Origin of the sequence: Flavobacterium sp., assembly GCF_017744675.1 — a bacterium.
Lineage (GTDB): Bacteria > Bacteroidota > Bacteroidia > Flavobacteriales > Flavobacteriaceae > Flavobacterium.
The window spans coordinates 20,707-45,191 of sequence record NZ_JAGIAV010000008.1; the positions used below are offsets into that span (position 1 = coordinate 20,707).

At 33.8% G+C, this 24,485-nt stretch carries 24 protein-coding genes and 1 tRNA gene; 13 read left to right on the forward strand and 12 right to left on the reverse strand.

The genetic code is table 11. The annotated features are described in order from the left end of the window. From J7574_RS21195 to J7574_RS21205, 3 genes are all read left to right on the forward strand, one after another. Positions 1–837 (forward strand): YgcG family protein, encoded by an 837-nt coding sequence (locus tag J7574_RS21195; RefSeq protein ID WP_290973585.1) that lies wholly within the window; start codon positions 1–3, stop codon positions 835–837. A gap of 88 nt (positions 838–925) precedes the next feature. After that, on the forward strand, positions 926–1,339 hold the full coding sequence (locus J7574_RS21200; protein ID WP_290973589.1) for an Rrf2 family transcriptional regulator: 414 nt from the start codon (positions 926–928) through the stop codon (positions 1,337–1,339). Between the two features lie 250 nt (positions 1,340–1,589). Next, positions 1,590–4,136, forward strand: a complete 2,547-nt coding sequence (locus J7574_RS21205; RefSeq protein ID WP_290973592.1) for a TonB-dependent receptor — start codon at positions 1,590–1,592, stop codon at positions 4,134–4,136. A gap of 212 nt (positions 4,137–4,348) precedes the next feature. Here J7574_RS21205 and J7574_RS21210 read toward each other — a convergent pair whose 3' ends face one another. The 4 genes from J7574_RS21210 to era all read right to left on the reverse strand — a co-directional run bounded on the left by J7574_RS21210 (position 4,349) and on the right by era (position 10,783). After that, positions 4,349–7,096: an outer membrane beta-barrel protein gene (locus J7574_RS21210; protein WP_290973595.1), complete on the reverse strand. Its 2,748-nt coding sequence runs from the start codon at positions 7,094–7,096 to the stop codon at positions 4,349–4,351. A 198-nt stretch (positions 7,097–7,294) separates the two neighbouring features. After that, entirely contained in the window at positions 7,295–8,206 is a 912-nt protein-coding gene (locus J7574_RS21215; RefSeq protein ID WP_290973598.1) for a hypothetical protein, read from the reverse strand. Between the two features lie 152 nt (positions 8,207–8,358). Further along, the gene (gene der / locus J7574_RS21220; RefSeq protein WP_290973601.1) at positions 8,359–9,672 is read right to left on the reverse strand and encodes a ribosome biogenesis GTPase Der; all 1,314 of its coding nucleotides are present in this window, start codon (positions 9,670–9,672) and stop codon (positions 8,359–8,361) included. Positions 9,673–9,901: 229 nt separating this feature from the next. Continuing rightward, entirely contained in the window at positions 9,902–10,783 is an 882-nt protein-coding gene (era, locus tag J7574_RS21225; protein ID WP_144215214.1) for a GTPase Era, read from the reverse strand. Positions 10,784–10,900: 117 nt separating this feature from the next. Between era and J7574_RS21230 the strand changes: the two genes are divergently transcribed. The 4 genes from J7574_RS21230 to J7574_RS21245 all read left to right on the forward strand — a co-directional run bounded on the left by J7574_RS21230 (position 10,901) and on the right by J7574_RS21245 (position 13,088). Further along, positions 10,901–10,973, forward strand: a tRNA-Met gene (locus tag J7574_RS21230). A gap of 435 nt (positions 10,974–11,408) precedes the next feature. Next, positions 11,409–11,591, forward strand: a complete 183-nt coding sequence (locus J7574_RS21235; RefSeq protein WP_144215241.1) for a type II toxin-antitoxin system HicA family toxin — start codon at positions 11,409–11,411, stop codon at positions 11,589–11,591. A gap of 244 nt (positions 11,592–11,835) precedes the next feature. Then, a complete protein-coding gene (locus J7574_RS21240) occupies positions 11,836–12,303 on the forward strand; it encodes a type II toxin-antitoxin system HicB family antitoxin (RefSeq protein WP_290973609.1) in 468 nt (155 codons plus the stop codon). 113 nt (positions 12,304–12,416) lie between these two features. Then, complete coding sequence (locus tag J7574_RS21245) at positions 12,417–13,088, forward strand: hypothetical protein (RefSeq protein ID WP_290973612.1); 672 nt, start codon at positions 12,417–12,419, stop codon at positions 13,086–13,088. A gap of 195 nt (positions 13,089–13,283) precedes the next feature. Here J7574_RS21245 and J7574_RS21250 read toward each other — a convergent pair whose 3' ends face one another. The 3 genes from J7574_RS21250 to J7574_RS21260 form a co-directional block, all read right to left on the reverse strand. Continuing rightward, positions 13,284–13,787 carry a DUF1772 domain-containing protein gene (locus tag J7574_RS21250; protein ID WP_290973615.1) on the reverse strand — a complete coding sequence of 168 codons (504 nt, stop codon included), beginning with the start codon at positions 13,785–13,787 and terminating at the stop codon, positions 13,284–13,286. Position 13,788: 1 nt separating this feature from the next. Beyond that, on the reverse strand, positions 13,789–14,415 hold the full coding sequence (locus tag J7574_RS21255) for an NAD(P)-dependent oxidoreductase (protein WP_290973617.1): 627 nt from the start codon (positions 14,413–14,415) through the stop codon (positions 13,789–13,791). Between the two features lie 80 nt (positions 14,416–14,495). Further along, entirely contained in the window at positions 14,496–15,266 is a 771-nt protein-coding gene (locus J7574_RS21260) for a helix-turn-helix domain-containing protein (protein WP_367272611.1), read from the reverse strand. A 230-nt stretch (positions 15,267–15,496) separates the two neighbouring features. On the opposite strand from J7574_RS21260, the gene J7574_RS21265 reads away from it, so the two are divergent. The 6 genes from J7574_RS21265 to J7574_RS21290 all read left to right on the forward strand — a co-directional run bounded on the left by J7574_RS21265 (position 15,497) and on the right by J7574_RS21290 (position 20,466). Next, positions 15,497–16,261: a ThuA domain-containing protein gene (locus J7574_RS21265; protein WP_290973622.1), complete on the forward strand. Its 765-nt coding sequence runs from the start codon at positions 15,497–15,499 to the stop codon at positions 16,259–16,261. A 261-nt stretch (positions 16,262–16,522) separates the two neighbouring features. Continuing rightward, a complete protein-coding gene (locus J7574_RS21270; protein ID WP_290973624.1) occupies positions 16,523–17,620 on the forward strand; it encodes an exopolyphosphatase in 1,098 nt (365 codons plus the stop codon). Positions 17,621–17,827: 207 nt separating this feature from the next. Then, positions 17,828–18,919 carry a DUF1254 domain-containing protein gene (locus J7574_RS21275; RefSeq protein WP_290973627.1) on the forward strand — a complete coding sequence of 364 codons (1,092 nt, stop codon included), beginning with the start codon at positions 17,828–17,830 and terminating at the stop codon, positions 18,917–18,919. 128 nt (positions 18,920–19,047) lie between these two features. Next, positions 19,048–19,374 (forward strand): helix-turn-helix transcriptional regulator, encoded by a 327-nt coding sequence (locus J7574_RS21280; protein ID WP_290973630.1) that lies wholly within the window; start codon positions 19,048–19,050, stop codon positions 19,372–19,374. A 59-nt stretch (positions 19,375–19,433) separates the two neighbouring features. Then, the gene (locus J7574_RS21285) at positions 19,434–19,907 is read left to right on the forward strand and encodes a DUF6428 family protein (protein ID WP_290973633.1); all 474 of its coding nucleotides are present in this window, start codon (positions 19,434–19,436) and stop codon (positions 19,905–19,907) included. 139 nt (positions 19,908–20,046) lie between these two features. Then, positions 20,047–20,466: an arsenate reductase ArsC gene (locus J7574_RS21290; RefSeq protein WP_290973634.1), complete on the forward strand. Its 420-nt coding sequence runs from the start codon at positions 20,047–20,049 to the stop codon at positions 20,464–20,466. 31 nt (positions 20,467–20,497) lie between these two features. Here J7574_RS21290 and J7574_RS21295 read toward each other — a convergent pair whose 3' ends face one another. The 5 genes from J7574_RS21295 to J7574_RS21315 all read right to left on the reverse strand — a co-directional run bounded on the left by J7574_RS21295 (position 20,498) and on the right by J7574_RS21315 (position 24,461). Continuing rightward, on the reverse strand, positions 20,498–20,797 hold the full coding sequence (locus J7574_RS21295) for a hypothetical protein (RefSeq protein ID WP_290973637.1): 300 nt from the start codon (positions 20,795–20,797) through the stop codon (positions 20,498–20,500). Between the two features lie 266 nt (positions 20,798–21,063). Next, positions 21,064–22,128 carry a hypothetical protein gene (locus J7574_RS21300; protein WP_290973639.1) on the reverse strand — a complete coding sequence of 355 codons (1,065 nt, stop codon included), beginning with the start codon at positions 22,126–22,128 and terminating at the stop codon, positions 21,064–21,066. A gap of 79 nt (positions 22,129–22,207) precedes the next feature. Beyond that, complete coding sequence (locus J7574_RS21305) at positions 22,208–22,687, reverse strand: hypothetical protein (protein WP_290973642.1); 480 nt, start codon at positions 22,685–22,687, stop codon at positions 22,208–22,210. Positions 22,688–22,774: 87 nt separating this feature from the next. Further along, a complete protein-coding gene (locus J7574_RS21310) occupies positions 22,775–23,254 on the reverse strand; it encodes a nuclear transport factor 2 family protein (RefSeq protein ID WP_290973645.1) in 480 nt (159 codons plus the stop codon). Between the two features lie 139 nt (positions 23,255–23,393). Then, entirely contained in the window at positions 23,394–24,461 is a 1,068-nt protein-coding gene (locus J7574_RS21315; RefSeq protein WP_290973648.1) for a type II asparaginase, read from the reverse strand. Positions 24,462–24,485: the final 24 nt, after the last annotated feature.

The window sequence follows — 24,485 nt, forward strand, 5'->3', positions numbered from 1 at the left end:
ATGAAAAATTCCAAAATTCAAATCCTAAATTCCAATAGAATTTTTCAGATTACTTTTTTGTTTATCGCATTATTTATCAGCAATGCTATTTTTGCGCAATTTGAGATTCCCCAAAAACCTAGTTTTCAGACTTCTGTTTACGATTACGCTAACATTTTAAGTTCGACAGAAAAAGCGCAGTTAGAAGAAAAACTAATTCGCTACTCCGATTCGACTACTACTCAAATCGTAGTTATTACGATTGAAAGTCTAAAAGGAGAAGATGTAAGCCAATTAGCAACAAAATGGGGACAAACTTGGGGAATTGGAGGAACAAAAGAAGACGATAATGGCGTTGTCATTCTTTTGGCTAAAAATGAGAAGAAAATAGCTATCAATCCAGGTTATGGTCTTGAAGATCGTTTAACAGCAGGAATTGGCGGAACAATTATCAGAAACATCATTATTCCAGAGTTCAAGGCAGGAAGTTTTTATAACGGCTTAGACAAAGGAACTGATGCTATTATTGATGTTTTTAAAGGAAAATTTAAAGGCGAACGCAAACAAGAAAGCAAAGGACAAGATTTTCCTTTCTTCCCTTTTATTGTAATTATTGTTATTGTTTTAATTCTGATTTCTCGAAACAAAAGAGGTGGAGGAAATTCGGGCAACAATGGCGGTGGTGGCCCTAGCCTGCTTGACGCTATCATCCTAAGTAACCTTGGAAGAAGTGGCGGAGGCGGATTTGGTGGCTTCGGTGGAGGATCATCTGGTGGCGGTTTCGGCGGTGGCGGAGGCTTCGGTGGTGGATTTGGCGGTGGAGGTTTCTCTGGCGGAGGATCTAGCGGAGGCTGGTAAACCTTCTTTCGTTTCAAGTTTTTTATGTTTCAAGTTTTAGGTTTCAAGAGTAAAATATCATACATTTACATTTTACAATTTAATATAGATGTTATCACATAAAGCAAAATACGCCCTTAAGGCCTTACTTTATTTAGCAGAACAAGACGAAGATCACATTTCCAGAACGGTGGAAATTGCTGAAGGGGCTAATATTCCTAAAAAGTTCCTAGAACAGATTTTATTAGATCTAAAACGCGGCCGTTTTGTGAGCAGTAAACAAGGAAAGTTTGGTGGTTATTATCTGATAAAATCTAAAAATGACATCACTTTGGCAGAAATTCACCGATTATTTGACGGTGCAATTGCACTTTTGCCATGCGCTTCTCTAAATTTTTATGAGCCTTGCTCAGATTGTAAAACCGAGTCTGAATGCAGTCTGCGTCACGGTTTAATGCTTATTAGAGACAAAACTCTAAAAGCCATGGAAGGTATTACAATCGCTTCACTTGTAAAAAAATAAAAAAATATTTTCTAAATCCTAGTAAATCGATAGAATTAATTGTATATATTTGCCAAAAATAATTAACTAATCATTTACAAAATTTTAACTCATGAAAGTACATTCTAGTAAATCAGGTGGAAAAAATCTTTTGCAAAAAAACTATAATTATAAATTCACAACGGTGAATACTTCTTCATTTATGATGTGTATGTGTTGGTAAAAAAAATTTAATATTAAATTCTACTAATCATATATACTTAATATAAAAATGAAAACATCTTTACAAAATATATTTACAATACTTGCAGTTTTAACGTTCTCAATCTCATTCGCACAAAAAATTGAAGGAGTTGTTACAACAGATCAAAATATTCCTTTAGAAGCAGCCAACGTGGTAATTAAAGGAACAACTTTTAGTTCAATTACAGATTCTGAAGGGCGATTTTCGATAGAATCTCAAGGAAAATTACCTCTTACACTTTTAGTTCAATATATTGGCTATAACACGGCTGAACTTGAAATTACCTCTATTCCAGCTTCGCCACTATTGATCACTTTACGTGAAGAAAATAAACTTGTCGAAGTGGTGGTTTCTTCAAGAAGAAGAATCGAAAAGGTGCAAGATGTGCCAATTGCTGTTTCTGTTGTTACAGGAAAACAAGCAGAAGCAGCGGGAGCATTCAATGTTAACCGTATTAAAGAATTGGTTCCTTCTGTTCAATTGTATTCTTCTAACCCAAGAAATACAGGAATCAACATTAGAAGTTTAGGTTCACCATTCGGACTTACCAACGATGGTATAGACCCTGGAGTTGGTTTTTATGTTGACGGTGTTTATTATGCACGTCCGGCAGCGACAACTTTAGATTTTATTGATGTAGAACAAATCGAAGTATTACGTGGTCCTCAAGGTTCATTATTTGGAAAAAATACTACTTCTGGAGCATTTAATATTACATCTCGTAAACCAAGTTTCACAACTGGTGCCGATTTTGAATTAAGTTACGGAAACTATGCTTTTTTACAAGCTAAAGCTTCTATTACTGGAGCATTGGGGAAAAAAGTGGCTGGCCGTTTATCTTTTTCAGGAACTCAGCGTGATGGTTTAATTGATAACGTTGCTACAGGAAGACCAACAAACACTTTAAACAATCAAGGTTTCAGAGGACAATTGTTATGGACTCCTACTGAAAATACAAATATTACTTTTGCTGGAGATCTTACAACACAGCGTCCTGACGGGTACGCGCAGGTTGTTGCTGGTGTTGCTCCTACTCAAAGAGCTGCATACCGCCAGTTTGATGCTATTATTAAAGATCTAAATTATCAACTGCCAAGTTCAAATGCTTTTGACCGTAAAATAGATCATGATACACCTTGGCGTTCTGGTCAAGATTTAGGAGGAATTTCTCTTAATATTGATACTAAAATTGGAGGCGGAACTCTTACTTCTACAACTGCATGGCGCTTCTGGAATTGGGATCCTTCAAACGACAGAGATTTCACAGGATTACAGGTTTTAGCTAAATCTCAAAACCCAACAAGACAAACACAAGTTACACAAGAAGTTCGTTACGCTGGACAATTGACATCAAAAATTAGCGGTGTAGCAGGAGTATTCTTTATAGATCAAACTTCTCAGACAGATGGAACAGAAGAATCTGGAAATGCACAATGGAGATTCTCTCAAAGCACAACAAGTCCGTTATGGAAAACTCCAGGTCTTTTTGAAGGATACGGAATTCATACTGATGCAAGAATTAGATCTTCGAGTGCTGCCGTATTTGGTCAGATTGATTGGGCTGTTACTAATAGATTCCACATTTTACCAGGTTTGAGATATAATTTTGATAAAAAAGATGCAAGTTATTCTCGTAAAACATATGGAGGTCTTCAAACTACAGATCCTGCCTTATTGGCTCTGAAAAAATCGGTTTACTCTGATCAGGCATTTGACTCTAATACAGATAACACTGATTTCTCTGGAAACATAACCCTTACTTACAAAGCATCAGACAAAATCAATATTTATGCAACAGCTGCTAAAAGCTACAAACCAGTTGGAGTTAACGTAGCAGGGCTTCCAACAAATGCAGCAGGTCAGCCAATGACTGATCTTGCAGTAGTTAAACCAGAAAAAGTATATCATTATGAAGTTGGCGTAAAAACATCTCCGTTTAAAAACTCAATCTTCAACTTAACGTTCTTTAATACAGACATCAAAGATTTTCAAACTAACGTTCAGGCAGCTGAATTGGGTGTAAACCGCGGATATCTTGCAAATGCTGACAAAGTGCGTGTAAGAGGTGCTGAATTGGATGCTAGTTTTGTTATCAATTCGCACTTAACAGTTAATGGTGCTGCAACTTATACAGATGGTAAATATGTGAAGTTTACCAATGCGCCGCTTCCGCTAGAAGAGACTGGTGCTCCAGTAGCTTATAAAGATGTTTCTGGAACAGAATTGCCAGGTGCTTCAAGATGGGCTGGTTCTCTTGGAGGAGAGCTTTCAGATAATGCAAGATTTTTTGGTAATGCTGGAAAAATCTTCTTTGCAGCTGACGGATACGCTCGTTCTGAATTTTCTTCAAGCCCTTCGGCTTCAAAATATTTAGTAGTACAAGGTTATGCAATCTTCAATGCTCGCTTAGGATTCCGTGCTTCGCAAGGATTATCTATCCACATTTGGGGAAGAAACCTTTTCAATAAAGATTACTACGAGCAATTATTGCCTGCAGGTGGTAACGCAGGACAATATGCTGGAGTTATTGGTGATCAAAGAACTTATGGGATTACATTTAAGTACTCACTGTAAGCGGTTAGGTTAGTTAGTTTTAGTATTAAAAACGAGATGCATTTATAATGTGTCTCGTTTTTTATTTTCACAAAAAATAGTATAAACCAGGTTATTAGTTATGGAGTTATATAAAAAATGCCCATCAAATAATTTGACAGGCATTTTTTATATAACCTTGCCTTTGCTCCTTAGAACCTTAGCAACTTAACATCTGAGAACCTAAAAAAAAATCAAGATCCTCTTTGTCTTCTTTCTTTTTTGCCTTCTGCGAAGTTTCCAATTTTATACGCTAGAGAAAACATTACATAACGCTTTAAAACCGTATTTTCTTCATCTCTAATCGATGTTGACGAAATGGTTCTTGTCGCGCTCTGATTCTGATTTAAAACATCGTAAACCTTCACTTTTGCATATAATTTTTTATCCAAAAATCCGTATGACAAACTGGTATTCCAAAGAAAGAAATCCTTTTTGAAATCGCCTGAAATATTTGAATTATAAGTGTATCCAAAATCATTTCCGAAAATTAAATTTGCAGGCCAGTATGAGGTTGTTTGCAAATTAATTCTATGGATTACGTTTGACGTAGCATCTCTTGAATAGTTTTCATATCGTGTTTCATTATATGATAAACTATAAGATGGTGCAATAGAAAGCACTTCACCATAATCGTAAGACGCATAAATACTTGGAGTAATTACAACCGATTTTGCATTATATAAAACAGCATTTGTAAATCCTTTATCAAAATTATAATTACCGCTTAATCGAAGTCCATATCTAATGGTATGCGCATCTTTTTTAATCTGCTGATTCCAGTTTCCCCCAAGCGAAGCCGAATATGTTCCTGAAATATTCACATAAGTCGTATTTCTTTTTCCACTTTCATCATAAATAGAAGTCGAAACTACATCATTGTTATAATAATCTCCTCTAAGGAAAAGAGTGTAACCAGAGCGTGTTCTAAAATCAAAATTTCTAAAATCAATTCCCGCACTGTTTTTCTCTATCGGATTCAAGTTTGGATTTCCAATTACACTGTTCAACGGGTTATTTAAGTTTGCTACGGGCATTAATTGTGTTGCCGACGGAAGCGCATTCGAATAATCATATTTAAAAGTCAAATTTCTCGAACGGTCAAATTTGTATCGAAGTTGTGCATTTCCGTAAGGAAGCAAATATTTTTTATTCAAATCTGTCGCTTGATTTAAATAGAAAGAATGATTATCGAAGTCAACAATTGCAGTTCTCGAATTTAAATTAAGAGTGAATTTACTTTTCTGCAAAGTAATTCCAACTTTTGGCGCAATCGAATTTTGCGTTGAGGTTGTGTAATTTGTAAGAGACAAATTTAGATCAGAATACTGCTGTTCGGCTTCATCAAAATCAAATGTTTTTTGATCATTAATCGAATTTTGCCAATTAAATTCAGTCCCAAAACGCACTCGAAGAGAATCTGTAATAGGTTCTGTATACTCTAAATCAATAGCATAATTATCACTCTTTGAAGTGTTTTTTGCATTTTGATTTCTTTCATCGTTTGGTTTTGCATCCTGATAGAAAATAGTTTCAGAAACATTGATTCCGTTAGAATCATTTTTAGTGTTGTTGTTATTAAAAACAATGCTCAGATTTCTTGATTTCTTTTCGAAGGTTTTATTGAAATTAATGCTGTTGGAAAAACTAGTATTCGAACTTTCATTGTGCGAAGTTCCCGTGCTTTCGTTCAATGCTTCGCCATTTTCATTCTCAGAATAAGTCGATGAAGAAGAATCACTATTTGACTCCGAAAGGCTCAATTTTGGAGCAATAACAATATGCATTGTTGGATTGATTTTATATTCTAATTGAAAATTGGCATTGTTTCCTGTATTTTCGTTTCTCGTTTTAGCATCGGCTTCAGTCAAAATATTACCCGTAGGCAAGAAACTTACCTGATTGGATTTGCTATCGTTTTTAGTTACAGCATTTGTAAAATTGTAACTGCTCATGAATTCCAAATCCTTCGTCCAATCATCAGAATAGTTAATCCCGGCTAATGTAGACTGCGTAATTCCTTTTCCGCCACTGCTGGCTCCTTGATTGCCTTTTGCGTTTCTTCCGCCTCCCATATTATCAAAAACTTCATCCATAGAAAATCCAGTTGAGTTGATATTATTAGATGAAGCCAAAACACTTATTTTTTGTTTGTTTTTGAAAAAGTTCATCATTAAACTGCTTTCGTAGCGCTCATCAGAACCATATCCGCCAAGAATTTTACCAAAATATCCTTTGTTTTTCTTTTCGTCAATTGTAATATTGATGCTCGAATAATCTGAGCTCGATTCTTGTTTTGCAAGCTCTTCTTTCTTGGTTTTAAAATCAGAAACCTGAACTTTTTTAATAATATCGGCAGGAAGGTTTTTAATGGCAATCGCTCCATCTTTATCAAAAAATGCTTTTCCGTTGACTAAGACCTGATTGACTTCTCGCCCATTTACACTAATTTTTCCCGAATTATCCACATCAAAACCAGGCAATTGCTTTAATAAAGTCTCCACATTCGCATCTGGACGAACTTTGTACGAAGGTGCATTAAATTCTAAAGTATCTTTTTTGATGGTAATTGGCGGAGCTTCGGTTTTAATTATTACTTCATTTAAGACATTTGCATTTTCAAGCATGTACAATTTACCGAAATCTTTACTTTCTGTAAGTCCTTTTTGTTCTTCGTAATACGCTTGATATCCCGTGTAATTTACTTTTAAGAAAACTGGTTTATCATACTTTTTTGTATTGATAACAAAATTTCCGTTTTTATCGGTTGTAGCATATTCAATAATGGTAGAATCTTTTACTGCAGTAAAATAAACAGTAGCAAGTTCAAGCGGAAGCTGCGAATTAATATCGACTACAGTTCCTTTAATAACAATATTGTTCTGGGCATTTGCCGAATAAACAAAAGCTAAAAACAATAGGAATGAATAAATTCTGGTCATAAAATTTGGTTAGTTAGATCGGTAAGACTTTAAAAAAGGCAAAAGGTTTAAATTGTGTTTTTCACATTTATTCAAAGATAATGCCAATAAAAAATTGATCTTGTATTTATGTAGACACCAAACATAAAAAAATCCCCTATTCAAGGGGACTTTTTTACGACTATTTTAATAAATCATGTTCAAGACCAAAGCATTTTATTAAATATCCTTTTGATCTGGTGCTGGCGATTTGAAATCAGGAACTAATATGGTAGTTTGTAATTTATTCCCTTCAGGTATTTTATCAGAAAGGATTGTGTATATTGTATTGGTACTCTCTCCATTTGTTATAGTTACTGGCACAGCATATTCAGCAACTTTTTCGCCTTTATCATCGAAAATAGTAATTAAATGCTTAAGTGGTGCGCCTTGTGAAGCATAATAACCGTCCAGGTGAGTTATACCATTATGAGCTCTATCCACAGTTGCTAATCCTGAACCACTACCCCCTTCGTATTTAGTTTGCACTTTAGCACTGTAATTCCAATTTTTTAATTCATCAGATAATTGGAAAACTGAAATTGCGCGTCCATTAATTGCTAATAATGTAAACGATACTGGAGAGTTTACGCCAGCAACTGCATTTATGGTTTGCAAATTAGATATATAGTTAACTTCTGCAGGCTTCGCTTCCCATTTTATGAATAAATCGTTAACAGATGATGTACTAGACTCATTTGTCCAATTACCATAAACGTATTCCTGTCCAGTACTGCTAGAATTTGCTGTAACTATTAATCTTGACACACCTGTACTAAAATTTCTTATTTCGAATCCATCTGCAGCATTAGTAGTGTTATCCGCAACAATATTAAAATTAAAAACACTTGCAACTCTACTTGGATCAATTCCTCCACTTTCATACCAAGGCTGTACTTTAATTACAACAGAGCTAACAGTAACGGGAAGTGTACCTCGTTTCACATCTTTTCCTGTAATATTTGTTTTGTCTGAATTAAGAAGAATATTCATTGATGTCTCCTGAGTAACAGCTTCATTATTATTTGCATCATCTTGAGAACAGCTTATTAAGCTGAGAAAGAATGTACACAACAGTAATTTTCTTTTCATATACTATTTTTTTTATAGAAACAAATTTCATTTAAAAAAACATCAAACACAAATAAATTCCTACTTAAAATAACATTATTATTACTCTTTTCTTTTGATAGCTAGCAACCTTAGATTACAAAACAAAAAGAATCCCCTGGAGGATTCTTTTTTTATTTTTCTCTTATATAAATATCGATTGGAACTCCTGCAAAATCCCATTTTTCACGGATTTTATTTTCAAGGTATCGCTTATAAGGTTCTTTTACATATTGCGGTAAATTAGCAAAAAATACAAACTGAGGCGTTTGGGTTGGCAATTGCATGCAATATTTAATTTTCACATATTTTCCTTTCATTGCTGGTGGCGGATATGCTTCAATCACTTTCAGCATATATTCGTTGAATTTTGAAGTCGGGATTCTTTGTTTTCTGTTTTCGAAAACTTGAACCGTAGCTTCCAATGCTTTTAATAAACGCTGTTTTGTTAAAGCAGAAACGAATAAAATAGGCACATCTGTAAATGGCATTAATTCTTTTTTAATTTTCTCTTCGTAATCACGAGTAGACATCGTATCTTTTTCTACTAAGTCCCATTTGTTTACCAAGATTACAACTCCTTTACGGTTTTTCTCCGCCAACCAAAAAATACTTTGGTCCTGACCTTCAAATCCGCGAGTTGCATCAATTACTAGAATACAAATATCTGCATGCTCAATTGCTCTTACAGAACGCATTACAGAATAAAATTCTAAATCTTCTTTTACTTTTGCTTTACGGCGAATTCCTGCTGTATCAACCAAATTAAATTCGAAACCAAAACGGTCAAACTTAGTATCAATTGCATCACGAGTTGTTCCAGCAATATCAGTAACAATATAACGGTCTTTACCAATTAAGGCATTGATAAAACTAGATTTTCCAGCATTCGGACGTCCTACAACTGCAAAACGAGGCAATTCTGTTTCTGGCGTAACAGGCTCAGGTTTTTCTGGAAAAGCTTCGATTAAAGCATCCAATAAATCTCCTGTTCCACTTCCAGAAATACTTGCAAAAGTATAATATTCGCCCAAACCAAGATTGTAAAACTCAACAGCGTCTTTCTCACGCATTGCATTGTCAACCTTATTTACAGCCAATAAAACTGGTTTTGTTACTTTACGAAGCAATTTTGCAACGGTTTCATCCATTGGCGTAATTCCCTCTTCAACATCAACCACAAAAATAATAACATCGGCTTCATCGATAGCAAGCTCTACCTGTTTACGGATTTCGCCTTCGAAAACGTCATCAGACCCTCGAACATATCCACCTGTATCAATGACAGAAAACTCTTTTCCGTTCCACTCGCTTTTACCATAGTTTCTATCACGGGTAACCCCAGATACTGAATCTACAATAGCTTCTCTTCTTTGTATCAGCCTATTAAACAGGGTCGATTTCCCTACATTAGGTCTTCCTACTATCGCAACAATGTTATTACTCATTTTATTGAATTTTAGATTTTAGACTTTAGATTTCAGATTCTTAGCTTCCTAAAAACCTAATCACTTGTAATCCAAAATGCCTTATTTAAATTTTTTGCAAAGGTACATAAAAAAGTTGCTAAGATGCTAAGTTTCTAAGTACCTATGATTTTATTTTGTTTCAGGTTTAAAGTTTCAAGTTTTTAAGCTCAGTATACAACTTGAAACCTGAAACTTGAAACAATTAAAGCTATTGATTATATCCGAATCTCTTTAGCATATTAGCATTGCTTCTCCAGTTTTTATTCACTTTCACATAAAGTTCAATGTGAATTTGTTTTCCGAAGAATTTCTCCAAATCAGCACGAGCATCTGTTCCTACTTTTTTCAAAGCAGCCCCTTTATGTCCGATGATGATTCCTTTTTGCGTATCGCGTTCTACCATAATCACCGAACGGATTCTAATAATATTTTCATCTTCATGAAATTCCTCTGTCACGATTTCAACCGCATACGGAATCTCTTTACTGTAATTCAATAAGATTTTCTCACGAATGGTTTCGTTTACAAAGAAACGCTCTGGTTTGTCTGTTAATTGGTCTTTAGGATAATAAGCTGGAGATTCTGGCAATAATTCGATAATTCTTCCAAAAACTTCAGGCACGTTGAAATTCTGCAAAGCCGAAATTGGAAAAATCTCTGCATTTGGCACTTTTTCTTTCCAGAAAGAAACCTGCTGTTCTAATTGTTCTTGGTTAGAATTGTCAATTTTATTTAGAAGTAATAAAACCGGAATCTTAGCGTGGATAATTTTCTTGAAGAAGTCTTCGTCTTTAAGGTCCTGTTCGCCTATTTCGACCATGTAGATTAAAATGTCAGCATCTTCAAAAGCCGATTTTACAAAGTTCATCATCGATTCCTGCATTTCGTATGCCGGTTTAATAATTCCAGGAGTATCAGATAGAACCAATTGAAAGTCTTCTCCATTTACAATTCCAAGAATTCTATGACGTGTAGTTTGCGCTTTTGATGTAATGATCGACAATCGTTCTCCAACGAAAGCGTTCATCAATGTTGATTTTCCAACATTTGGATTTCCGATAATATTTACGAAACCTGCTTTATGTGACATTTGCATGATATTTTAAGATGCAAAGGTAGTCATATCAAGTCAATACAGAAAATAAAACATTTTTTTAAGTTTTCGTTGGATTTTTAAAAAATCGACGTATCTTTGCACCCGAAACATCGCGGGATAGAGCAGTAGGCAGCTCGTCGGGCTCATAACCCGAAGGTCACAGGTTCGAGTCCTGTTCCCGCTACTAAGACGAAAAGCTTCAGAGAAATCTGGAGCTTTTTTTGTTTGGATTCACCCTAGTAGGATCATATGCGCCACAGTGGACAAAGGCACGAGTGCTGTTCCCGCTACAACGATAAAAAGCTCAGAGAAATCTGGATTTTTTTTAAATAAGATTTCTAAAAATATTTGATGTAGATGTGGGTACGAATTTAGAGAAATTCGTACAGCCTTTCCATCTCATAACTTGGAAAATCAATTTGAATATCTTTTCAATCGAAATAAAACCTTCATAAAGCGGATCAAAACATATATACGAAAAGTACTTTATTTTTTTTTAAACTTTAAGAATAAAATACATTCTCTGCATTAGCTAAATTTAATATAATTTATATATCGTTTTTAATATATATTGCAAAAATGTTATATATTTGCAATTCAATTTAATGATATTAGGAATATGAGCAGCGATGAATTGTTTAAGATGTTGAAAGCCGATGGCTGGGTCTTCATAAGATCTAAGGGAAGTCATCATACATTTAAACACCCAGTGAAAAAAGGAATAGTTGTGCTGCCTCATCCTAAAAAGGATATTCCGAAAGGCACGGAGCATGGCATTTTAAAACAAGCGGGGCTGATTTAGTTCAGTCCCAGACTTGTTGGGATTCATTGCAATAAATATATTGCTAACTAACCAATAAAAAACTCGAGTAAATTTAACTTGGGAAAAAGACTTGTATAATTACGTAATGTACAATGCGATAAGGCTACAAGTTTATTATTAATCACTCGAATTTAGTATTCGGAAAAACAAATGTTCAACTAAAATTTATCATGAAAACAATGAAAAAAAAGGAAACTTCCTCTGAATTAAAAGGTAAAAAAACTTGAAATTACCATTTATAGTAAATAAAACAAGAAATAGAACCAATAAAGAGCAGGATATGGCAATCAAAGTTAAGATTGAGAAATCTGACGGTCGCTATTGGGGGACAACACAAAATGTACCTGGTGTAGTGGTGGCCGACGGTGAGAGTATCAATGAATTAAAAGAAAATATGAAAGAAGCTGTTGATTTATACATTGAAACAGCTGAAGAACATGATATTGAAACTTATGAGTTATTTAAAAATGGATTTGAATTTGAATACGATTTAGAAGTATCAGAAATATTCAATGATGTTTTTGAAGTAATTAATAAAGGAGAATTTGCAAAAAGTATAGGCATAAATCCAACATTATTTAGACAATATACAAATGCAAATAAACAGACATATATATCTGAAAAAAGAGCCAAAGAAATTGAAAACGGTTTACATCGTTTAGGAAAGGAGCTTTTAAATGTAAAGCTCTAAAAATAAAATTTCTCATAAATTATATTTATGCTACTTTTACCCCTCAAATTGAGGGGTTTTTTATTGTTAAATTTGATTAAAAACAAGTATTACAAAGTAATCTAAGTTAATTAATGAAAGATTTTTTTAAAGAAAACAAGGTAGTTACATGGTTGATAATAATATCAATCTTAATCTGTTTAATTCCCATATCGTGTTATATAATTAAATTTTCAGGTCATAGATTATCAAATGATCCCACAGTTTGGGGAACTTTTGGTGATTATTTGGGAGGGACAATTAATACAATTCTTTCGTTGAGTAGTTTAATTATCTTAGCAATTTTAACCAGTTCGATTAATAAGCAATCAAATGCAGAAAATAAGAAAAATAGTTTTTTACTTAGAAGATTAGACAGTTTTGATCAACTGTCTTCTTATTTAGATAAAATTGGTTGTATAACAGTTTATGTTGATACGGTCTTAAATGAAAATAAAGTAACTAAAAAATTGAGTGATGAACATGAGGTTATGAGGTTAAAAGAGTATAGGCATACTCTAATAGAAATTACTGTTTATTTAGGTACTTTTCGCCAAAGGTATGGTCATTTATATGAATATGATTTTTACTCAACTGAGTATCTAGAACTTCTTAAAAGTTCAGATAAATTTAAAGACCTTTTTGATACAATGATTTTAATTATTACAGGAAAGGATAACCATAAAGAAATAATAAGTGATGATTATGAAAAATTTACAACAAAATTTGATCAAGTTCTGATAAATTTATCAAAGGAATTGAAATAAAATTTTTAAATAATTTTTAGCAAAAACTACCAGACTTTTACTTTAAATGAAATTAATCTTCTTTAAATCATCTGTAAAACGGTTCGAGAATTGTCCCGGTAGGGCTACTAAGACAAAAGCTCCAGATTTCTCTGAAGCTTTTTATTTAAGTTTATATTTTTAATATTCTTTACATTCACAAGAAAGACGTTCGCGCTAGCTGTGCTTTTTTAATTTGTGCGAATTACATACACAAGCTACAATAATCAAAAATATGCTACATAAGGATGACAGGGTTCTTATGTTGTTCCAAAAATTCCAGCGGTTTTCAAAAATGTTTCGCATTTGTCTTGCACTTGCGTTTGAGGCGTTTGTAAGGTCAAACGACTCCAGAGTATTATTGAGCGGAACATTTACAAATACAGTTACAGCAAACACACCAATTAAATAAAACAATGTAGCTGCCAAGAGCAACAGAAACGATTTTTGTTTATAGTGAACAAAACTGGTAATTGGAAGCAAAAGTAACGTGCCAAAAAAACAAATGAAAAATGGTACATTCTGAATCTCTCTATTGATGTTCTGCATGGCATTTAGAAATTCCTTATCGTTTAGTTTTCCCAATCCCAAAGTCACTGAAATAGAATAGGAAAAGAAAAGTCCAGCCATTAATGCTGTTAACGTTGCTGTAATAATGAGTAAAATATTTGGCGCTCTCATTTTAATTGGAAATACTAACGGTTCTTTTTAAAAATTCACTGGTATTTAGTTGACGTATCATAAAATCGGCAACTTCCTTACGGGCAATTTTTAGATTGAGTTTTTTATAACTTCCATCAAAACCGATGCGATAAGTATTCGTAATTTGGTCATCTGTAAAAGCACTAGGTCGGACTATTGTATAATCCAAACTGCTATCCAAAATATATTTTTCTTGCACTTTATGATCTTGAAATGCTTTTTTTAGCAACATACCAAACATAATATGTTTCCAGATAAAATTAAGATTTCCATAGCTTTCGCCCAAACCGAGAGTCGTTTGGCAAATCAACCTTTTTATTCCTTCTTTGCTCATGGCTTTAATAATATTTTTTGTTCCTTCTGCACGTATTTTACCTTTTCTGCCATCGCCTAAGGCACAAAAAACCGCCTCTTGATTGTGCAATGCGTTTTCAACATCATTCAAACTCAAAACATCACCTACATGAATATGAAGGTTAGGATGAGAGATAGTTTGCATTTTTTGGGGATCACGAACAAAGGCTGTTACTTCATCACCATTTTTTAATGCTTGTTTTACGATTTCAATGCCAACTGTACCAGTGGCTCCAAAGATTATTAGTTTCATTTTATATCAATAATTTAAATTAGTGATACAAAATTGCAATAGATAAACGATCAAAAATAGAATAAAAGCGACAGCGACTACTAACTCTCAAATGATTTTGGAGTTTTACCAGTAAAAGCTTTAAAAACTTTTATAAAATGAGATTGATCTGAAAATCCATTTTCATACACAATATCGGTATGTTTGGTATAATCTCTCACGGTCAATTGGTCCAATGAAGCTTGAAATTGGATAATCTTGGCAAATTGCTTAGGAGTAAGCCCTGTTTCACTCAGAAATCTTCGCTCAAAGGTGCGAATATTGAACTTTAATTTGCTGGCAATCGAACGGATATTTTCCTGCCCTTTTGTTTGAAAGATGTATTCTATGCCTTGTCGTATTTCAAAATCAAGATTTTCCTTTTTCTTTTCAAAATACCGTAAAAGCAATTCGGATATAATTTCAATTTTCTCTTTTATGCCTTCACTCTCTTCTAATTGTTTTTTAAGCCACTTTATATCTTCATTAGTATCATCGAAGTAATAACAATTATCATTTATGCTCTGGGGTGGGATATCAAAAAATGTCTTTAAAACATAAGGATACAACTGAAAAACAATTATAAGAAATGCACTCGAAATCTCAAGCTCGATTGGCAGAATGGTTTGGCCGTAGAGAAAAACTTCTGGCATCTTTTTATCATGAGGTTTTACAATCAATCCGTTATCACTCTGCTGAAACATCAAACCTGGACAGCCATCTGCAAAAAAAGGTAATGTCGTATGTGCATTTTTATCTTCATTTTCAAACACCCATATGTTTTTCACAAAAAGCGAAATAGAATCTTCGGGAACAATATTTTGAGTGTTCATATTATTGTGATTACCAATTTATAATTGTTAATGAGATTTTATACATCAAATATCTGAAAATTTTTCAAAACGCAAATTTCGAGGCATTTACGAACTCTTCAATTGTAAACAGCGTAACAACAATAACAATCTGTATCGATTATTAAGAACTAGCCATTTTGCAATAGCCTAGAAAACAGACTTAATAGAAACATTTTTTTTTCTATCTTCCCAAAATAAAAATTTCCAAAATGAACCACCTATTTTCGATAAAAAAAATATTTTTATTCAGCTTCATTGTAGTAATAAGCTGTTTTCTAGTTTCTTTCCATATAAAAAACAAAGAACAGACAGCTTCTTATAAAATCAAAAAAGTGCTTATTTTTTCTAAAACCAACGGTTTTAGACATGAAAGCATCCCTGCCGGAATTGCAGCGATAAAAAAACTGGGGAAGGAAAATCATTTTATTGTAGATGCTACTGAAGATTCTCTGGCAATTAATTCGAAAAACTTAAAGCAATACCAAGCCGTTATATTTTTAAGCCCCACAGGCCATGTTTTAGACGAAAGCCAAAAATTGGCTTTACAAAAATTTATACAAAATGGAAATGGTTTTGTTGGCATTCATTCGGCCACCAACTGCGAACCAGAATGGTCTTGGTACACAGAAATGATTGGCGGAATTTTTGACGGACATCCCGAGCCGCAAAATGCCAAACTTATAGTTGTAAATCATGAACATCCGTCTACAAAACATCTTCCAGCAATTTGGGAAAGAAAAGATGAATGGTACAATTTTAAATATTCAAATCCAAACGTAAATGTGCTTATAAAAATTGATGAATCTTCATATAAAGGTGGCAAAAACGGCGATAATCATCCCTTGGCATGGTATCATGAATATGATGGCGGCAGAGTATTTTACACTGCTTTAGGACACAGCCCTGAAAGTTATAGTGATCCTCTTTTTGTACAGCATTTACTTGGAGGAATCACTTATGCTTTAGGCAGATAAAATTTTCCATATTGGAGGGCAAAGCTTCAGAGAAATCTGAAGCTTTTTTTTATAAATATACTTTATCAGCATAAAAGCCGTTATTCTTTACAATAATTTAATATCACGTTTTCTTACTATCTGATTTTATATTATTAAATGTTTTCATAAATTTGCAATTCCGTAATGAAACCATTTGTTTTCATTCTAAAATTATGATTTTCACACAAATACCATACAAGAAACTTTATAATCTTTAAAACAAATTATATTATAACTACAATGCAAAACAAACACAACCCCAAAATCTTATTTTTTACCCTTTTAACTTTATTTTTTTCTGTTACTTTATTTTCTCAAAAAAGTGTTTACGCTGGAATTGAGATCGGACGTAGAGCCATAAAAGTTTCTGTTATTGATGTAAGTAACATCAGAAAAGCTGATTATAAAATTCTTTCTTTCTGGACTGAAAGAATCCCATTTGCTGACCATATTACGGCTAATGGCGAACTTACTCAAGAAGATATCACAAAAACTACTGTTACGGTTACCAACCAATTGCAGAAAATTAGAACTGAGAATAAACTTCTTGAAGAAAACATCTTTATCGTAGCGGCTCCTGTTTTTGCCTCAGCACGTAATTTAGATGTTCTAAAAAACAAGATTGCTCTTTTAACTGGTAAACAATTAGAAGTGTTAGAAGTAAACGAAGAAGCAAAAACGCTTGTAAAAGGTGCTATCCCGCCTGTTGATTTTGCTAACGCTTTCCTTCTTGATATTGGTGCTCAAACTACTAAAGGTGGTTATATCGACGAACTTAAAGATGGTAAATTAGAGTTTGTTCCTCTTGAGCTTAACTTCGGAACTATGACGCTTACTGATGCTGTAGAAAAAACAGTGGTAAATAAAAGTCAGGTGAACGATATGTCAACTTATCAGGAGAAATCTTTTGATTATAATGTAATCTTACGTAAAAAGACCAAAGAATTATTTGATGCTAATCCTCCTTTGGCAAAAAAAGGTAAATTGTATTTATCTGGTGGTGCTGTTTGGGCGTTTTCGACTCTTTTCTTTGACGAAAATGTTAATAAAGACCATTATGTTTCTTTAACTCTTCAAGATGTTATTGATTATGATGCAATTCTTAAAAACAACTTCAGTAAGTTTACCACCCTTGCCAAAACAAACAAAGAAGCTGCAAGAGTTTTAAGCACTTACGACCAAAAATACTTGATTTCGGCAAACAACATTCTTGTAACTTGTCTTGAAAGTATTCCAGACTATTCATCAAAGAAAATTTATTTTGTAAAAGAAGGACAAGTTATCTGGTTGATCTCTTACATAGCAGATCGCTCAAAAAAGATCAATACTAATTTCTAAGGATTTTCTTTTTCCAAAATATTTTAAAAAAGCTTCAGAGAAATCTGGAGCTTTTGTTTTTTTTAAAAACATTTCATAAAAATCAAAAATGGTTTCAAGTTATAAGTTGAAACCATTTTTTAATTATAAAGGAGCTTCGTTAATGGTATAAAATTTAACTTTAATATTTAAATCCAATTAATTCATTTAATTTAACTCCACTAAATTATGAAATATCAGATCTTTCTTTTAGTAACTTTAGCATTGCTCACTTCTGCCTGCAAGAAAAATAATGACAAATCAGAAACTGGTTCTGAAACAATCAAACAAGATTCTGTAAGCACAATTGCCGATTCAGTATCGCAAAAAAACAGTGTTCCCGTAACTGCTGCCAATTTTAATCGTGCCGAAACAGATTTGTATTTTACAACTTCTGTCAAAGAAGCTGGCGGCGTTGGCACTTGGCATCACTTTAAAACATTAATGCCCATTGAAAAACAAACTGTTATTAGAGCTAATCGAGATGTTTTATATTCTTCTGGCGTTTTTGATCTTGATGCTGGACCAGTAACCGTTACATTACCCAATTCAGGCAAACGTTTTATGTCTATGCAAGCCATTGATGAAGATCAATACTCTGAAACCTATTATGCACCAGGCACTTTCACTTTTAGCAAAGAAAAAATTGGAACACGATATCTTATGTTAGCCATCAGAACCTTTATCGATCCTAATGATCCTAAAGATCTTCCGATAGTAACGGCATTGCAAGATGCAATTAAAGTTAGCCAAAAAGATAAAGGAACTTTTTCTGTACCAAATTGGGATCAAGTGAGCCAAAAGAAAGTGAGAGATTCTTTGATTGAAGCCTCTAAAAAAATATCTGACACAAAAGGAATGTTCGGCTCAAAAGGCAAGGTCGACGAAGAACGCCATTTATTAGGAAGCGCCACAGGATGGGGAGGAAACCCAGAAAAAGATGCACTGTATCTTTCTGTTTATCCTAAAAAAAATGACGGAAAAACAATTTATAAACTCAAAGTAAAAAATGTTCCAGTTGACGGATTTTGGTCTGTGAGTGTATACAATAAAGCGGGATATTTTGAGAAAAACGATCTTAATATGTATACTTTAAATAATATTACGGAAAAAAAAGATGCTGACGGATCGATCACTATTCAATTTGGAGGCTGCGACGGAAAAACACCAAATTGTATTCCTGTTACTGATGGCTGGAATTACTGGGTTAGACTATATCGTCCGCATAAAGAAGTGCTTAATGGAACTTGGAAATTTCCCGAGGCTACTGAAGTCAAATAAACCGGATTATCAAAACTTAAAGCTCCAGAAAAATCTGGAGCTTTTTTATTTTGCTCAAAATTGCGTTATTAAAAAATTTCATCAATTAAAATTATTATCGTAATATTGCAATATTATAAAATAAAAAAATGGGAGCAACTAAAACAGAACATTTTACAGACGCACAAAATCAAATTGCTGTTATTGCTAAAGCTTTGGGACATCCAGCAAGAATCGCTATAATCGAATATTTATTGAAAGTGAATGAATGTATTTGCGGAGATATTGTTAACGAATTGCCTCTTGCCCAACCTACAGTTTCTCAACATTTAAAAGAACTCAAAAACGCTGGAATCATTAAAGGAAATATTTCTGGAAATGCAATTTGCTATTGTATCGACGAAAAAACAATTGATATTTTGAACTCCTATTTCCTAAACATCACACAAACTATTTCAAAATCAAAATGCTGCTAAAGCAATTTTTTTGACAAAGTATATCGCAATATTGCATTAAACAAATAAACAAAAAAAAGATGAAGCTATCAGAAGTAAAACAGATTTTACCAACATTAGACAATGTTGAATTTCAGCTAGAAAACGGAACTTTTGTTCCAGAGCATTTTCATGTTACTGAAGTTGGAGTTATTACGAAACATTTTATTGATTGCGGCGGTGTCGTTAGAAATGAAAAAGTCGCAAACTTTCAGCTTTGGAATGCCAACGATTTTGAGCATCGATTGAAACCTAGTAAATTATTGCACATAATCGAACTATCAGAAAACAAACTAAACATTGAAGATTTGGAAATTGAAGTCGAATACCAAAACGATACAATCGGCAAATATGATTTAGCTTTTAATGGAAAAACGTTTATTCTAAAAAATAAAACAACTGCTTGTTTGGCACAAGATTCTTGCGGAATTCCAACAGAAAAGCAAAAGATCAATTTAATTCAGTTAAATGATAATGCCGCATCATGTTGTACTCCAAATTCTGGATGTTGCTAAAAAATGAAAGAGAAATTCATTAAATATAAAAAACCAATTATTATAACTGCGTCTGTTATTTTACTGCAGCTATTTTTCGGTTTTGAACCTAAATTCTGCCTTATAAATATCATTTGGTTATTTGGTTATTCGTTTAATTATGAAAAAGAAAATATTAATACTCTGCACAGGAAATAGCTGCAGAAGTCAGATTGCTGAAGGTTACATGAGATTTTTTGCAAACAATAAGGCTGAAGTGTATAGCGCTGGAGTAGAAACTCATGGAGTAAACCCAAAAGCTATTTCGATAATGAAAGAAGATGGAATCGATATTTCAAACCATACTTCTAACCATATTGACGAATACACCCATATTGATTTTGATTTTGTAATTACAGTTTGTGATAATGCGAAAGAACGATGCCCGTTTTTTCCAACAAAAGCAGTTAAATTTCACTATAACTTTCCCGATCCAGCAAAGGCAACAGGAACTGATGCTGAAATAACGGAGCAGTTTAGAACCGTTAGAGAAATGATAAAAGCATATTGTAAAAGATTTGCTGATGAAAACCTTGCATAGCATAAGCTCCAGAAAAATCTGGAGCTTTTTTTTATTCCTTAATCAATATTTCATTAATAACATCTAGCAATTCCATTTCGTCAGTTGGAAATAAATGAAGCGCTTGCTCTAAAACCAATCCTACATCTATTGAAGATTTATTATCTGTATCGTTTTCCAATGCCATAATGCACAGTTTTAGCATACTTGTGATGACACAACCCAATTCGGAATAATTTAAAACTTTAATTTCGGCATTACAGCTTTTATCTGCAGCTGGTTTTAGAATATTTAAATATTGAGTTGATAGTTTTTTGATGTATTCTAAGTCTTTTAATTCGTTGGCTTCCATAGCATTTATTTATTTCATTTTCAATAACTCAAATTTCATAATAATTTTTTGAAAAAGGGTTATCTTATATGATAACAGCGCTTATATTCCGTAGGAATATTTCGTCGGTAAAAAAAATGCACTGTTTTTACGTTGTGTCCTGTAGGGACACTTGATTTTTATAAAAAAAATGCGTAAACCCAAAAGACTTACGCATTTTTTGATGAAGCATTATAAAACGCCATATAAAATTCGACCTGTTTTTCTACAATCTATTCATACTATGATTATCTTCTTCGTCCGCCACCGCCGCCGCCGAAGCCTCCGCCGCCCATACCACGAGAGCCGCCGCCCATTTGTCCTGCGCTTGCTCTTGATGAAGAACCGCCTCGATTAAAATTGGAACTCGAAGAGCTGCCTCGATCAAAATTAGAACTTGACGAACCTCTGTTGTTATTAAGGTTTGAGGTTCCTGCACTTGGTGTACTTTGGCGCGTTCTTCCTGATGCACCTGTATTTCCTGCTGGTCGGGTGCTAGCAGATGCTCCTCGATTGTTATTGTATCGATTATTGGCCGTATTGTTTCGTACGGTATTCGAACGCATTTTATTATTGTTGTAATTATTAAAACTATTTCTGTTATTAATATAGACGTTATTTCCGCCATGATAATGTCCGCCATAATAACCATGATGATGGTAATAATGGTTGTGACGATAAATACCTACTGCCAGTACGGTAAAAGCAGCGAAGTAAGGCGGATAAAATCCGTAGTAATAAGGTGGATAATACGGCACATAAGCCGGAGAATATACATATTGCACAATTGGCACCGTTTCTACTACAACTGCTGTTACGGCTGGTGTAGTGGTTGCAGGTTCGCTTCCTGTATAAGCTGGGTTTGCCGTTTTTGCAGGTTCTGATTTGCTTGCGGGTTCAATAACATAATTTTTTCCGTACAATAGTTCATCGCCCACGATCTGCATTTTTACCTTTCCATTTTTGTCTTTATCAACAAAAATAACAGCAACGTCTTGATTCTCGCTTTTGCTCACTGCAACTTGAAGAACAAACGTAAACGAATTGCCATCTTTCTTGGTAATAACTTTTATGAAATCTACTTTTTTATCCAGATTCAAATCGAGATTATTGATTCCTGTTTTCTCAAGATTCAGATTTTTTTCAAATTCCTCGATGGTTTTTGATTTCTGAAACAAAGTCATCACGGCATATAAATCTAGATTGTCTCCTGGAAGTCCGAGTTCTTTACCATCACTATCAGATTGGCTAAAAATTAGCTGGGCAGACATGATTAATGCAATTGTCAAATATTTTGTAAATTTCTTTATCATAGTAAGAGTATAAAATATTAATATCCGGAGTAGAAAATGATTTTTTTTCTATACTTTCTACTCTGTACCCAGAAATTGTTTAGTGTTTTTTGGTTTTATCCAATTCGCCAATAAAAGGAATAGCATCCTGAATTTCGGCTCTTATGGTTACTTGCAGATACAGCTCCAACTGTACAAACTTGGCAGCATTGATGCCGCCAATGGCTTTTGCCAGTTTAGAATGTGTTTTGGCAAGCAGTTTTTCTGAGTCTTGATTGTATTTTAAGTTTGCCGATGTTAGTTCTGTCGCTTTTGCATCGGTCAAGGTCGCATAATTGTTTGCATAGTCTTCCAGAATTTTAATCTTCTGCTGACTTAGAGCTTTGCGCTCGGTTTCGTATTTATCATAAATAGGCTGAAATGCTGCCACTTGCGCATCGGTCAAACCTAAATATTCGTGTACAACATCTGCTTTCGATTTTCCGTAAAGGTCTTGAATCAAATTAATTTCATCCGTAGAAGTCTGTGCTGTGGCATTTAATCCAAAAGCTAATGAAAGTATAAATAGTAATTTTTTCATAATCGTAGTTTATAGTTTTTAAGTACTCGCTAAAGCCTTAGCCAAGTGTTGCTTCCAAAATAAATTGGAAAGTATTTTAATATATTTTTATTCTGTCAATCCATCAGAGGCGCTCATATCTCTCAAGCACACATATTTGCCATCTCTTTTTTCGAAAAGGCTGATGTAATTTCCAGTATTAATTGGCGTTTTTGTAGAGTCGGTTACTTTATAATATCCTACTTCTACTACCTGATTACCGTCATGAGAAACAAAAACTTCTTTGGTTTCAAATGAGATTATATTGGTATTGTTTTGTAAATCTGATTTTAAAAACTCATACCTAGCATCTTTACCAATAATTGGCGGTCTGTTCTGGTAAAAAGTAATAGCATCATCAGCATAATACCCAATCTCTTTCAACTGGCCGGCATTGTATGTTGCGGCATATTCATTTTCTTTTGCCTGAATTTCTTTCTTGACTTGCTTTAAGTCAACCACCGTATTTTCGTCCTTTTTTGTATTACAGGAAACCAATAACACACAGAAACCCGCGAGAATCGCTCTTGTCATTATTTTATTTTTCATATACATTTAATTTTCAAGTTGATATAATTATTTCCTTTTACAAACAAGTTCAAAATATGTTCGTAAATACAGGCCTTACTTTCGTTTTTCTTTGTTGAGAGTTAAGTTTTTTTTGGGGACATACATTAAAATTCTGCGTTTAATACTCTTCGAATATCTTTTGAAGTTCTGCCAAACTTCTCTGTTTCAGTAACGCTACCGTCAATAAGATTCTGGATTTCTGCGGATTCAAAGCATATGAAGCAATAAGCCCAAGCTCGTCGTCATTGCATTCCACATTACGTCCTACAAGTCCAGTCGCAACGCGTGTGCTTCGTACCACAATAATTCCTTTTTTGCTGGCTCTCGCACAAGCATCTAGAGAAGCTTTATTCATGTTTCCGTTTCCTACTCCAGCAATGACAATTCCTTTAGCTCCTTTTTCAATTGAAGCATCAATTAAGTCTGCTTGCATATCGGCATCTGCATAAATGATATCGACACGAGGAAAAGTGCTTACTCCTTTTACATCAAATTCTGAGTTTTTACCAAATTTTTGACTAGGAAAGTTTAAAAAGTCATTCACTCCATAAGAAGTTGTGCCTATAAGTCCGCGAATTGGAGACATAAAAGTTTGAACCGCTGTTGTGCTCACTTTTGTTAAAGATTGAGCAGAATGAATCCAATCGTTCATCACCAAAAGTACTCCACGCCCTTTTGCTTTAGGATCGGCAGCCACCGCAATTGCATTATACAGATTTAAAGGTCCGTCTGCACTAATTGCGGTTGACGGACGCATTGAACCTACTAGCACTACTGGTTTATCTGTTTTAACCACTAGATTTAAGAAATAAGCTGTTTCTTCCATCGTATCGGTTCCGTGTGTAATTACAAAGCCGTCTACATCTTTGCTAGAAGCTAATTCATTGATTTTATTGGCTACTTTTAGCATAATTTCAAATGACATATCCTGAGATCCAACATTCGAAATTTGGTCTCCCTTAATGTCTGCTATTTTCATAGCTTCTGGAACTGCATTTACCATTGCATCAATGGTTACCTGTCCAGAAGTATATCCTGACTGCACACCGCTTTTTGCAGAACCGGCAATAGTTCCGCCTGTTGCTAAAATTAGAACTTTAGGCTTAGCCTGTCCAAACATGCTGATGCTTAGTGATAACATCAGTAGCAGGATTATTTTTTTACAAAAGTCTATTTTTAATTTCATGATTTTTTCGTTTAATTTTTATGT

Excerpts from the sequence above, each read along its gene's own strand:
- J7574_RS21195 (WP_290973585.1), top strand. The coding sequence starts at position 1 with ATGAAAAATTCCAAAATTCAAATCCTAAATTCCAATAGAATTTTTCAG.
- J7574_RS21200 (WP_290973589.1), top strand. The coding sequence starts at position 926 with ATGTTATCACATAAAGCAAAATACGCCCTTAAGGCCTTACTTTATTTA.
- J7574_RS21205 (WP_290973592.1), top strand. The coding sequence starts at position 1,590 with ATGAAAACATCTTTACAAAATATATTTACAATACTTGCAGTTTTAACG.
- J7574_RS21210 (WP_290973595.1), bottom strand. The coding sequence starts at position 7,096 with ATGACCAGAATTTATTCATTCCTATTGTTTTTAGCTTTTGTTTATTCG.
- J7574_RS21215 (WP_290973598.1), bottom strand. The coding sequence starts at position 8,206 with ATGAAAAGAAAATTACTGTTGTGTACATTCTTTCTCAGCTTAATAAGC.
- der (WP_290973601.1), bottom strand. The coding sequence starts at position 9,672 with ATGAGTAATAACATTGTTGCGATAGTAGGAAGACCTAATGTAGGGAAA.
- era (WP_144215214.1), bottom strand. The coding sequence starts at position 10,783 with ATGTCACATAAAGCAGGTTTCGTAAATATTATCGGAAATCCAAATGTT.
- J7574_RS21235 (WP_144215241.1), top strand. The coding sequence starts at position 11,409 with ATGAGCAGCGATGAATTGTTTAAGATGTTGAAAGCCGATGGCTGGGTC.
- J7574_RS21245 (WP_290973612.1), top strand. The coding sequence starts at position 12,417 with ATGAAAGATTTTTTTAAAGAAAACAAGGTAGTTACATGGTTGATAATA.
- J7574_RS21250 (WP_290973615.1), bottom strand. The coding sequence starts at position 13,787 with ATGAGAGCGCCAAATATTTTACTCATTATTACAGCAACGTTAACAGCA.
- J7574_RS21255 (WP_290973617.1), bottom strand. The coding sequence starts at position 14,415 with ATGAAACTAATAATCTTTGGAGCCACTGGTACAGTTGGCATTGAAATC.
- J7574_RS21260 (WP_367272611.1), bottom strand. The coding sequence starts at position 15,266 with ATGAACACTCAAAATATTGTTCCCGAAGATTCTATTTCGCTTTTTGTG.
- J7574_RS21265 (WP_290973622.1), top strand. The coding sequence starts at position 15,497 with ATGAACCACCTATTTTCGATAAAAAAAATATTTTTATTCAGCTTCATT.
- J7574_RS21270 (WP_290973624.1), top strand. The coding sequence starts at position 16,523 with ATGCAAAACAAACACAACCCCAAAATCTTATTTTTTACCCTTTTAACT.
- J7574_RS21275 (WP_290973627.1), top strand. The coding sequence starts at position 17,828 with ATGAAATATCAGATCTTTCTTTTAGTAACTTTAGCATTGCTCACTTCT.
- J7574_RS21280 (WP_290973630.1), top strand. The coding sequence starts at position 19,048 with ATGGGAGCAACTAAAACAGAACATTTTACAGACGCACAAAATCAAATT.
- J7574_RS21285 (WP_290973633.1), top strand. The coding sequence starts at position 19,434 with ATGAAGCTATCAGAAGTAAAACAGATTTTACCAACATTAGACAATGTT.
- J7574_RS21290 (WP_290973634.1), top strand. The coding sequence starts at position 20,047 with ATGAAAAAGAAAATATTAATACTCTGCACAGGAAATAGCTGCAGAAGT.
- J7574_RS21295 (WP_290973637.1), bottom strand. The coding sequence starts at position 20,797 with ATGGAAGCCAACGAATTAAAAGACTTAGAATACATCAAAAAACTATCA.
- J7574_RS21300 (WP_290973639.1), bottom strand. The coding sequence starts at position 22,128 with ATGATAAAGAAATTTACAAAATATTTGACAATTGCATTAATCATGTCT.
- J7574_RS21305 (WP_290973642.1), bottom strand. The coding sequence starts at position 22,687 with ATGAAAAAATTACTATTTATACTTTCATTAGCTTTTGGATTAAATGCC.
- J7574_RS21310 (WP_290973645.1), bottom strand. The coding sequence starts at position 23,254 with ATGAAAAATAAAATAATGACAAGAGCGATTCTCGCGGGTTTCTGTGTG.
- J7574_RS21315 (WP_290973648.1), bottom strand. The coding sequence starts at position 24,461 with ATGAAATTAAAAATAGACTTTTGTAAAAAAATAATCCTGCTACTGATG.